The sequence below is a fragment of the Paenibacillus sp. JQZ6Y-1 genome, assembly GCF_040719145.1.
In the GTDB taxonomy this organism is placed as follows: domain Bacteria; phylum Bacillota; class Bacilli; order Paenibacillales; family Paenibacillaceae; genus Saccharibacillus; species Saccharibacillus kandeliae.
This window is the reverse complement of record NZ_JBFDUZ010000007.1, coordinates 25323-37490: the sequence shown is the minus strand read 5'-3', so window position 1 is coordinate 37490 and position 12168 is coordinate 25323. Positions and strand designations below refer to the sequence as shown.

General features: G+C 45.2%; 7 protein-coding genes. 5 read left to right on the top strand and 2 right to left on the bottom strand.

What is annotated here, in order from left to right:
- Positions 1 to 206 precede the first annotated feature (206 nt).
- Together ABXR35_RS22510 and ABXR35_RS22505 are read left to right on the top strand one after the other, a co-directional pair.
- Positions 207 to 1370 carry a S1C family serine protease gene (locus ABXR35_RS22510; protein WP_367064310.1) on the top strand — a complete coding sequence of 388 codons (1164 nt, stop codon included), beginning with the start codon at positions 207 to 209 and terminating at the stop codon, positions 1368 to 1370.
- A 56-nt stretch (positions 1371 to 1426) separates the two neighbouring features.
- Positions 1427 to 3355, top strand: a complete 1929-nt coding sequence (locus ABXR35_RS22505) for a stalk domain-containing protein (protein ID WP_367064309.1) — start codon at positions 1427 to 1429, stop codon at positions 3353 to 3355.
- Positions 3356 to 3526: 171 nt separating this feature from the next.
- On the opposite strand, the gene ABXR35_RS22500 is transcribed toward ABXR35_RS22505, so the two are convergent.
- Entirely contained in the window at positions 3527 to 3967 is a 441-nt protein-coding gene (locus ABXR35_RS22500; protein ID WP_367064308.1) for a hypothetical protein, read from the bottom strand.
- Positions 3968 to 4303: 336 nt separating this feature from the next.
- On the opposite strand from ABXR35_RS22500, the gene ABXR35_RS22495 reads away from it, so the two are divergent.
- The 3 genes from ABXR35_RS22495 to galU (ABXR35_RS22485) all read left to right on the top strand — a co-directional run bounded on the left by ABXR35_RS22495 (position 4304) and on the right by galU (ABXR35_RS22485) (position 9419).
- A complete protein-coding gene (locus ABXR35_RS22495; RefSeq protein WP_367064307.1) occupies positions 4304 to 6817 on the top strand; it encodes a U32 family peptidase in 2514 nt (837 codons plus the stop codon).
- 541 nt (positions 6818 to 7358) lie between these two features.
- On the top strand, positions 7359 to 8243 hold the full coding sequence (gene galU, locus ABXR35_RS22490; RefSeq protein WP_367064306.1) for a UTP--glucose-1-phosphate uridylyltransferase GalU: 885 nt from the start codon (positions 7359 to 7361) through the stop codon (positions 8241 to 8243).
- Between the two features lie 279 nt (positions 8244 to 8522).
- Positions 8523 to 9419: a UTP--glucose-1-phosphate uridylyltransferase GalU gene (gene galU / locus ABXR35_RS22485; protein ID WP_367064305.1), complete on the top strand. Its 897-nt coding sequence runs from the start codon at positions 8523 to 8525 to the stop codon at positions 9417 to 9419.
- A 224-nt stretch (positions 9420 to 9643) separates the two neighbouring features.
- Here the strand turns inward: galU (ABXR35_RS22485) and ABXR35_RS22480 are convergent, their stop codons facing one another.
- Positions 9644 to 12118 (bottom strand): O-antigen ligase family protein, encoded by a 2475-nt coding sequence (locus ABXR35_RS22480; protein ID WP_367064304.1) that lies wholly within the window; start codon positions 12116 to 12118, stop codon positions 9644 to 9646.
- Between the last annotated feature and the right edge of the window lie 50 nt (positions 12119 to 12168).

Here is a 12168-nt window from a genome sequence, read left to right as displayed (position 1 = left end):
TGCTTACTACGATAGAGATTCTTTACTCAACATTTCAGCAAATAACGTGGCTCGGTAATTGTTACAACTCTGTGTAATATGTTACATTGAGAATACAAGTTTTTTACAGAAAAAATCATGACATGGTAACTTGCTTCGTTTACTGAACCTTTGTTTCAGGGTTATATGAATATATATGCACGCAACTACAGAAAGGCTGGATGAATTTGAAAAAACTCCATATCCCATTATCCGCATTTGTGCTCGCCGGTACTACCCTGATTGGTTCTGTGCCTTTTGCTACCGTGTCTTCGGCAGCAGCATCCGTTTCCGGCTATACATACACTGCACCGCAATATGGTGCATCCGCAGGTGCCGGATATACCAAGATTATTTCCCGTATCTCACCATCCGTTGTCGGGATTGTTGGTGTGCCTACAGCCGCTGCGATTCAAGCGGAAAGTGGCTCCGGTTCTAGTGAAGACGATGGCAGTGGTTCCGAACCTAGCGATCCGGGTATCGCTTTTGGTTCCGGCGTGATCATTTCTTCTGACGGCTGGATTGTTACCAATGCGCACGTTATCGACAGCATGGAGCCGGGAGCAAAAGTGATCACCTCCGAAGCGAACGGACAAAGCAAAACTTATATTGTTAAAGAATTTTATAGCGATACAGTCAGCGATCTAGCATTGGTCAAAATTAACGCCACTGGGCTGAAAAAAGCCTCATTTGTGTCCAGCAGTGAAAAGCCACAAGTGGGCGAGCAAGTCATCGCCATCGGTACACCGTTGTCCTTATCGCTTCGCAATACAGCGACATCCGGCATTATTAGTGGTGTAAACCGTGCGGTAGATGCGTCCTACTATTTGCTGCAAACCGATGCAGCGATCAACCCCGGTAACAGCGGTGGTCCATTGATCAATATGGACGGCAAAGTGATCGGTATCAATACGATGAAATATGAAGCACTGGGCGTTGATAATCTTGGATTTACGATTCCAGCAGACACGGTGCAATATATTATCAATCAATTGAGCAAATATGGAACTGTCAAACGAGCTTCCATCGGTCTGGAATTGAAAGAGAGCGATGACGCATTGATCGGTATGCCAACCAATGATGCACTAACAGTCGTTTCTGTTCATTCCGCCAATGCCAAAAAAGCAGGCATCAAAGAAGGCGATATTCTGTACAGCGTGAATGGCAAGCGGGTGCATACTGTGGTCGATCTGAACGAACTATTCCGCTCTTACAAACCGGGCGATATGATCAAGCTGACGATGCAGTCTAACGGCGATATCGTTACACGTAGCGTGAAATTGACGCAATCGCAGCTAACGGATGCAGTGGCGACTACAGCAACTTCTTCCGATTCGGATTCTGGCGAATAATACGGCTTCCTTTTATGCTTCACCCTCCACTTTGATTATAGAAATGAGGATATAGAATGAATAAATGGATGCGTATGACCACAACTGGCTTATTGGCAGCCGGGATTACTGTGGCAACTTCCTACGCCGGAGTCGGCACTGCTTCGGCAGCCGAACTACTGGAATTAAAATTAAAAAAAGGCAGTACATCTGCAACTATTAACGGCGATAAGCAGACGATCATCAAGCCATATGAAGCAGACGGTACGATGATGGTTCAATTGGGTCTGTTCTCACGCGCATTCGGTGCCAAAGTTGAATTGCACGATGAAAATGTCATTCAACTGACCTCTGGCAAGCACGTTATTTCCATGAAGATCGGCAGTAAGGTCGCTACTGTTAACGGAAAAAAAGTGACATTGCCTGCGGCACCAGTTATGCGACTCGGCACCTTAATGGTTCCCTTGCGTCCGCTGACCGAAGGTATCGGCGGTAAAATGAAAGTCATCTCCGGTCAGATCGTAGTGACATTGCCTGCATCAGAAGCACAGTCTGGCAGCGGCGATAGCGCTACACAGCATGCGGATAAAACGCGTGTTGGTGACAGCAAGTACCAATGGTCCATCAATTACCCCGAAGATTTAACCTATCTCGGTGGTTCCAATGCGACCGTTGCCAACTTTATGAATACGGAAGGCACCTATCTGCTGCAAGTCGCGGTCGAGCCGGATACCGTTACTGGTTCTGTCTATACACAGGCAGACTCGGATGATCTGCTGGACGAATTGGTGAGCTATACGAAGTCTCTGGATGAGACAATCCTTGATCAGCAGATCGTCAACGGCTCCAATGGCACGTATGCACGCGTAATCAGCAAAACGACAGACGGCTATTTGTCGGAAACAAGACTGTATGCAGGCAATGGCTACCTGTACTTTGTGATGTACGCCGATTCACAGGCATACTCGTACAAAGATTTTAACGAGAATCAAGCGTTGCTCAATTCGTTCCAATTGTCCTTCAACAGTGCAGACGACAAAGCCGAAGATATCGCCGAAGATAGCGATTCCGAGGAATCGGGAGAAGTCTTCTCGAATGAGGAGTACGGCATTTCTGTTAATCTGCCGAGCAATTGGTCGGTCAGCGATGATTCCGACGAAGCAACCAATAAAGATGAATCGTATGCCAAATTCGGCGTATACAGCGTTCCGGCGGGATCAACGGTGCAAAACTGGTCACAGGATATTCGTAGCTGGTTTGACCAGAATTTCACTACTGATCATTATCGCTATATCGGAACAACGGAGCGTCAGATCGACGGTCACGATGCTGTTATTAACGAAATGCAATACATGTATGGCAACGATGAATGGTATACCGAGTACGAAGTGCTGATTCAGCAGGGCGATTATCGGTACTACTTTGAATACAGCGGTCTTACCGAGAACCCACAAACCGCTTCTGAATTTGAACAAATGGTCGGTTCGATGAAAGTAGACTTTGAGACATTGGAAAGTAACTTCGGTCATCTGCCGCTTGATTACTATTCCGAAGACCGTACCAAGACCATTACTCGTACATCGACGACGTACGGATACAGTCTGCAAGTTCCGCGTTATTGGAGCGATGCAGGGAACGATTATAATGCGACTGGCGTGTCGTACTACTACACGGGTGGTAGCTTCTACGTAACAATCAAAAATTCCAGCTCGTTGGAACAAGCTGTTCAGGACTGGAAAAGCACGCTGACTTCCGGTGGAACTGGTTCATCGTCGACAGCAACAGTATCCGAAGGACAGCCAACTACTTTTGCAGGTGTTCCAGCATATACGTTTACTGCTACCTTCAACAGTGATGACGCGCCGTATACTGGCACCTATACCATCTTCACCAAGGGCAAACGTACATTTATTTTGTCTAGTGAAGTGAATGATGCCAACAATACGGCTACCCATCAGGCAGAAGTAGCGAAGGTGCTATCATCGTTTAATTGGACAGCGAAATAAGCGAGAACTGTCAGCGTGTTTGAACTTCTGACAAAAGATCGCCTTGCATACCGCTTACTGACATGAATGCAATAGCATGCGTACAGGAGTAACATAAAAAAGCTGACTAGCTACAGGAATATTTCCTATGCAGTCAGCTTTTTTTGTATGCTTTGATACTTGAACTGGTAATCAATCCAATTGAAAATACCAGCCAAGATAATCGGCAAAGGTATCCCATTGAGGCTGCAATTGTCCTGCTAGATACTGCTGCAACGTTTCTCCTGCTTCTATATACAGCACCTGACCCGTACGGCGATTGTATAGACATCCGCCATCTCCGACAAAGCCATCCAGCGGAATATACTCTTCAGGTATACCCATCTCTCGTACCCGCATCATGCCTAGCTTTAAGTCACTCGAATACAGCATAAACCAGCCCCAATGATACATTTCCCCGCGACCGCCATAAAATGTAGGTCCATCTTCAGCATGAGAGAAAAAGATAAACGCTTCATCCTTTTCTGCCAGTCCCAGTTCACGTAGCGCGTCACTGTATGGCTGATGCGCATCATCATACCACCAGCCCTGCTGCCTTCCATACTGTTCAATCTGTTCTAGTGTTGTCGCCATCTTTTCTGTTGCCTCCTTGTCCTCGTCGATTAGAGTCCCAATATCGTTGGTTTGCACTTATTCCTACCTATCTGTACGTGATCCGTCATCCCTCATGATTTATTGTAGCTATCCTGATCATACGCCTGCAAATTTCCTGAATATTTTCATACAAATTTAAAGGATACGGTAGATACGTGGTTACAGGTCTGGTACACTGGATTAGAATCATTTTAAAGTGTGTGACGTATACACTGCCTATGCGCAGTGTTCCATTTTATAATGTAACGGACATCATCCGTGAATAGCGTATTGTCCGATCAATGGGCAATTTAATTTGGGAGGAACTTGACCTACATGACTGATACAGCATTACAAAGACAAGACGTGGAGCTTCTGGCGCCTGCTGGCGACTGGGACTGCATGCGGGCGGCGGTAGCGAATGGGGCGGACGCAGTCTTTTTTGGCGTGGAAAAATTTAACGCGCGTGCACGTGCGAACAATTTCCGTATGGACGAATTGTCGGAGATTATGGCATTTTTGCACAGCTATGGTGTAAAGGGATTTTTGACCTTTAACATTCTCGTATTTGAAAATGAATTGGACGATGCGCGTGAACTGATTGACGCATGCGTAGATGCAGGCGTAGATGCCGTGATCGTACAGGATCTGGGATTGGTGAAAATGATCCGCGAAATCTCACCGGATTTTCCTATCCACGGTTCCACCCAGATGACGATCACTTCCCCAGAAGCGGTCGAATTTACTAAGCCTTTCAACATGGAACGTGTCGTCCTCGGACGTGAAAATAACCTGAAACAAATCCAAAAGATCGGCGAACAAGCGCGTTTGCCAATGGAAGTATTCGTACACGGCGCGTTGTGTGTATCGTACTCCGGTCAGTGTTTGACATCGGAAATGTGGGGCGGACGTTCCGCTAACCGTGGCGAATGCGCGCAAGCATGCCGTTTGCCATACGACCTCATCGTCGATGGCGAGCAAAAGATCATGGGCGACGTAACATATCTGCTGTCTCCGAAAGACTTGGCAGCAATCGACATTATGCCACAGCTGATCGAAGCAGGCGTAACGTCATTCAAAATCGAAGGTCGTCTCAAATCACCAACCTACGTGGCGAACGTAGTTAGCAAATATCGCAAAGCGATCGACCGTTACTTTGACGGCGATGCAACACCAATCAGCCGTGAAGATATTCGCGAGCTGGAACAAAGCTTCTCGCGCGGATTTACTCATGGATTCTTGGATGGCACCAACAACAAAAAGCTGGTTGACGGTACATTCCCGAAAAGCCGTGGCGTATACCTCGGTCGTGTTGAGAAAATTTTGCGCGACGGCGTCGTTTGCCGTTTGGAAGCACCGATCAAACGCGGCGACGGTATCGTATTCGACGCTGGTGACCCAACGCAAAAAGAAGAAGGCGGTCGCATTTACGATCTGCGTCGTCAGGGCGTTAAGCTGGAAGGCGAAGCGAACGAAACATGGATCGTCGATATTGTACCGGGTCGCAATGACATCAACCTGAAAAAGGTTCATGTCGGCGATAAGATTTGGAAAACAAACGATCCTGCACTGGATAAACGGATGCGTCAAACATATGAAACGGACAAACCATATCGCGTGTTCCCAATTCATGTCAAAGCAATCGGTCATGCTGGTCAACCATTGGTTACCTACTGGACTGATCTACAAAAAGGCGTAACCGTACGTGTCGATTCCGAAATGGAACTCGAAATTGCTGCCAAGCGCCCGATGAACGCTGAACTGCTGCATGAGCAATTTGGTCGTTTGGGCGGTACCATTTTCCAATTGGATGAGCTGGATGCCCAATTGTATGGCGATATTATTATTCCAATGCGTGAGCTGAATGCAATCCGTCGTCAAGCGGTAGAGCAGTTGGAGGGTGAACGTCCGAAGCCACCTGTATATATCAAACGTGATATTGCTGTCTATGGCGATATTTCCCCGGCAATGACACCGGTTCGTGGGACGGATGCGATGCTGACTGCATTGTGCCGCAATCTGGAGCAGGTGGAAGCTGTTGTACAAACCGACGTAGAGATGATCTACGCTGATTTTGAATTTATCAAGCAATTCCCAGCAGCAGTTGCGGCTGTACGCGCTGCGGGCAAAAAGATTGCGCTGGCGACACCACGTATCCATATGCCGGGTGAAAATGGCTACCATGCCAATATCCTGCGTTTACAGCCAGATGCTGTACTGGTACGTAATACGGGCGCCCTTTACTACTATCTGGCACGCCGTCAAAGCCACCCACAAGACAATCATCCACAGTTGATCGGTGACTTCTCCTTGAATATTGCCAATCACAAAACGGCAGATTTGTTCTTGGAAGCAGGCGTGGATATGGTGACGCCATCGTACGACCTGAATATCCAGCAAATGGTCGACCTGCTGGGACGCAGCCGTACCGATCAAATGGAAGTCGTTATCCATCAGCATCTGCCAATGTTCCACACGGAACATTGCGTATATTGCACGTTCTTGAGCGAAGGTACCGACTTCACCAACTGTGGTCGTCCGTGCGAAGACAGCCGTGTGTCGCTGCAAGACCGCATTGGTATGTCCCATCCAGTGCGTGTAGATGAAGGCTGCCGTAACACCGTCTACAATGCCATCGAGCAATCGGGTGCAGAGTATCTGACCAACTTCCTGCAATTGGGCGTATCCCAGTATCGTGTGGAGTTCTTGGAAGAAACACCGGAGCAAGTGCTGCAAGTCATCGACCTGTATAGCAAAGCACTGACTGGCGAGATCAGCGGTACACAAGTATGGCGTACACTGAAAGCAACCAACCAACTCGGCGTAACCCGCGGTCAACTGGTGAAATAAAATAGCTATTGTGGAAGGAAGAGTCATTATTCCGTTATCGATCATATATTCATCAACAGATATATGGAGTATCGACTATTCTATCTATTGACTCATCCATTGGTTTTACCTCAGACATATTTCATTCCAGAGTAGAGCCAACGATGAAGAACTATAGAATCTTGTTAAAGGCTTCCCTTCAGGGGGAGCCTTTTTCTATGCAAAATTAGTGGGAGTCTTCTTCTGTACAAATTCTATACAAATTCGGTGCAGCATGGCGGCAATTGGCTCTGAGATGGAACCACTATCCGTGTATTCAGATGTACCAAGATTCATTTTGTTACACTTGTCTCTTTACAAGTAATAGTGTGGTATAGATAACAGAACCATGTATCCGCTATCACAAAACTGCCATCGTTTAGACTGGGTAATTGCCATGAATATTGGTTAAAGTATAGGGTAGCCGTATTCAGGCTCAACCGAATCGTCTCATGCCTTTTTTTATTACATATCCATGAGACACAAAATCTTATCCCACATTATAGATGGAGGAATCATAACCGTGAAAATACGTAAAGCCATTATTCCCGCCGCAGGTCTGGGAACTCGTTTTCTGCCTGCCACTAAAGCTATGCCAAAAGAAATGCTGCCGATCGTCGATAAGCCGACGATCCAATATATTATTGAAGAAGCAGTCGCTTCCGGTATCGAGGACATCATCATCGTAACCGGTAAAGGCAAACGCGCCATTGAAGACCATTTCGACTATTCTTTCGAGTTAGAGCAAAACCTCGAGGAAAAAGAAAAATGGAAATTGCTCGACGCCGTTCGCGAACCATCCGAAATGGCAGACATTCACTACATCCGTCAAAAAGAACCCAAAGGTCTCGGTCACGCCATCTGGTGCGCCCGTAAATTCATCGGCGACGAGCCATTCGCTGTCCTGCTGGGTGACGATATCGTCGAATCTGACGTACCATGCCTCAAGCAAATGATGGACGTGTACGAAGATCACGAAGCCTCTGTCGTTGGCGTAAAAGAAGTACCATGGGAGCATGTGTCCCGCTACGGTCTGGTAGCTGCAGAACAGATGCCAGAATCGGATCGTCTGTACAAAGCGACAGGTCTGGTAGAAAAGCCACCACGCGAAGAAGCACCTTCCAATCTGGCGATCATGGGTCGCTACATCCTGACACCAGAAATCTTCGATATCCTTGGTAGTCAAGATGCAGGAGCTGGCGGGGAAATTCAATTAACCGATGCGATCTCCAAACTGGGTCAAACTCAGGACATTCTGGCATATCAATTTGAGGGTCTGCGTCATGATGTAGGTGAGAAGAGTGGATTCATCCAAACGACAATCCACTACGCACTCCAACATCCAGAACTGCGCGATTCCACGCTGGATTATTTGAAAGAAGTGCTTGCAGCGGAAGAGAAGAAATAAAGTTGGTAGTTTTGTTTATACTAGTTAAATGATTTTTAGGGGATTGTTAAAGCTTAATCTCCATCTCAATAGAAATTAGCTAATAAGATTGATGAAGCACAATTGGTAATCGCTTATGCGTATTTGCCGATTGTGCTTTATTCATATAAGATAAATATTATCATGTATGATAGTTTGTATATATTTAGCAAATACAATGTGTGATTTGCTTTTTTGCAGGCTAACTATATACATAATATTGATACTTACATCCCACACAATGATTTGGAGAGAACGAGCATGAAAATACGTAAAGCGATTATCCCTGCTGCAGGTCTCGGAACGCGTTTCCTGCCTGCCACCAAAGCTATGCCTAAAGAAATGCTACCAATCGTGGACAAGCCGACGATCCAATACATTATAGAAGAAGCTGTAGCTTCTGGTATTGAGGACATCATTATTGTAACCGGTAAAGGTAAGCGTGCTATTGAAGACCATTTTGATTATTCTTTTGAATTGGAACATAATTTGACGGAAAAAGAAAAATGGAAACTGTTGGATGAAGTTCGAAAACCATCTGAAATGGCAGACATTCACTACATCCGTCAAAAAGAACCCAAAGGTCTCGGTCATGCCATCTGGTGCGCCCGTAAATTCATCGGTGACGAGCCATTCGCTGTCCTACTGGGCGATGACATTGTCGAATCCGACGTACCATGCCTCAAGCAAATGATGGATGTATACGAAGATCATGAAGCCTCTGTAGTAGGGGTAAAAGAAGTTCCATGGGAACATGTATCTCGCTATGGTCTGGTAGCTGCTGAATCCATGCCAGAGTCAGATCGTCTGTACAAAGCTACTGGTCTAGTAGAGAAGCCGCCGCGCGAAGAAGCCCCCTCCAATCTGGCAATCATGGGTCGCTATATTTTGACACCAGAAATCTTCGATATCCTTGGTAACCAAGATGTCGGAGCTGGTGGTGAAATCCAGCTGACTGATGCTATCTCAAAACTCGGTCAAAGCCAAGATATTCTCGCGTATCAGTTTGAAGGATTGCGTCACGATGTAGGCGAAAAGAGTGGATTTATTCAAACGACCGTTCATTATGCGCTTCAACATCCTGAGTTGCGTGAATCAACACTTGCCTATTTGCGCGAAGTGCTAGAAGCGGAAAGTAGCAATAAAACGAACACATAACATCATATGGATAGGCTTATCTATTGAGATCGAGTTCGACAAGCATATTTCCACAAAATTGAATTGAACTATACGAAATATGCAGTGTGTATTTATGTTTCTTAATGATTTATATGCAAATAAAAAGGCTTCTCCGCATACGTGGAGAAGCCTTTTTCATATACTGCTCAGATTAGAAGCAGTTTTGGTATGATCCTATAATATCGTATAGATTCATAAGACCGTCATTTAGACGGTGTATATGTTTTGTTTACCAAAGCAGTAATTTGCTCTTTTTCTTTCGGATCAGCAGCAATCAATTTATCATAAATCGCTTGGTCATTTTGACCTTCTTTTTTCAGTGCTGCCAGATAATAGCGAGCCACTTGTTTGTTTGTATCGTCAGTCAGATCATCTTGCAGACCTTTTTTCAATACTTCAGCAGCTTGAGCATTTTTGCCTTGCATGAGATAAATATCGCCAACGCTTAAAGCAATTTTTGGAGTAACGCTGAAGTCACGACCTTGCAATTGACCTTTTGGCAGAGTAGTCAGATATTGAATACCATCTAGAACCTGTTGATATACATTCAGACCTTGCTGGAAGTATTTTTGCTCTGCAGCCGTGTCTTTACTCTCATATGCCTGATTACCTAAGATATAAGCTTGAGCAAGGACACCTTCATACCAAGTAATATCCCATTTGTATTTTGGAATACTATTTACTAATAGATTGAAAGCTTGATCCTTCTCATTATTCATTTGATACAGAGTGACCATTTGCTTCACAATATCCTTGTTATATGGTTCTTTTTCATGAGCTTTGGTCAGTAGAGTAAGATCTTCATTGTAGAATTGCTCGTCCTTCGTTTGTTGAAGCCCTTGCGTCAATAATGAGCTAAGATATACTACACCTTCAGGGAACGTACTACGGATAGAGAGTGCATCATCCAATAGCTTACGGTACTGTTCATATGTTGCATTCTGATTGGTTGATAATTTAGCCACATCTTTGATATCACTGGATGCTTGAGCAAAGCGCAGTGAAGTGAAGGAGATGATAATCGCAGCCACCCCAATCAATGACACATAAATCCCGCGCATGACACCTGCTCCGAGTTTCAAATACTTCAATGGCTGTGCATCCATAGCAGATGCCATACCACCCAATCCGAGGAATACCAGTATGCCCATGTACACATAACTTAAGTTAAAGTCGAGCAAACTGTGCATCAGAATGGATACAACAATAATAAAGTAAAGGAAATGACTCTCGCGCTGTTCTTTATCCGTTTTAATATATCCGCGGATATATTTATAGAAGATAAAGCCTACAAACAATACAAAAATCAGGAAGCCGATAATACCGACTTCAACGAGATATTGGAAGAAGAAGTTATGCACCTGACGACTGACATACGGGTTATTTTGGTAAGCTTCGAAAGAAGCACCCCATGCACCGCCGCCACCGCCAAAGAACGGATAATCTTTCCAAAGCTTCAAAGCATCACGATAAAAAGTGAAACGCTCCAATACACTACTTTGTTGGAAGTTGATGTTTTCAAAACGTACCCGGATATTAGCAGGCAACAGGTTACGCATACTTGTTCCAATCAGCAGCAATAACATCACGCCGCCAATCACCGCGGAACCAATTGGCAACCAGACACTGGAAAAACGACGAGCAGTCCAGCGTTCTACGCCACTTTCCAATTTCGGAGCAAGAAAGCGGCCAATAGCCATGGAGATTACACCAACAATGAGCGAAGTGATTAGCACATAACCCCAGCCTTTGGCAGCTGTAACGCCATCGTACTTCGCAATAACCTGTAAACCAATATCCGTTACCGGATTCAGAATAATGGCAGATGCTGCGCCTGCGATTACCATATAAATGATCCATAGAATTTGCTGTGCTGGACGCAGCATCAGCAGCAGAATCAGCAGTACAAATGGCAGTACAACCAGACCACCACGAGACAATGTGAGAATCAGCGACAAAATAATCGGTACAAGCATAAAGCCATGCAGCAAATGGTCATACCACGTTTTAAGACGACTTACGTTGAATAGCGCAGCAAACAACATAGCCATCAGGAAAGCAGCGTATGTATTCGCATATTGGAATACAGAAGTGAGACGCCAGCCGTTGGAATCCTGCATAATAGCATCGACATACGAACCATTTTGTACGCCAGCAGAGAACCAGAATACCAGCTTACCACCAAGTGGTGCTTGACCGAACCAGTTGATGAAACCAAACATTACGATAATATAGGCGGAGCCCATAATCGTCATCTGGATGATCTTGTTGGATACACGGTCACGCAGCATGTATACGCCGGTGATGAAAATAAATGCGTACATCCATTGTATTAGCACCATATTTACGGCATAATGCCAAGAGGCGGCACCAATCATCGAAATCATGTACGAGATCGGCAGCAAAATGATCAACAGCGCGATCATATCCCGTTGATCATCCAATTTTACCTTTTTATAAAATTGGATCAGCCCCAGGATCACGATAATACCAGACAGTAGAACCGCCCAGAAAATCGGTCTTTCAAATGAATAACTCAAACCGTTAAACAAAGCAACTTGGAACGGGGTCCATAACAGGAATAGAATAAGACAGATGTTAACGACCCAGAACATGCCATTACGTTTTTCGTCCTCGGTGGACGCTTTAAACTGTTTGCCGTATACTGGATTAGCCAATGTTTTAAACTCCTTTAGTAGTATAATTCTAAGCTATTTTAACACATTTT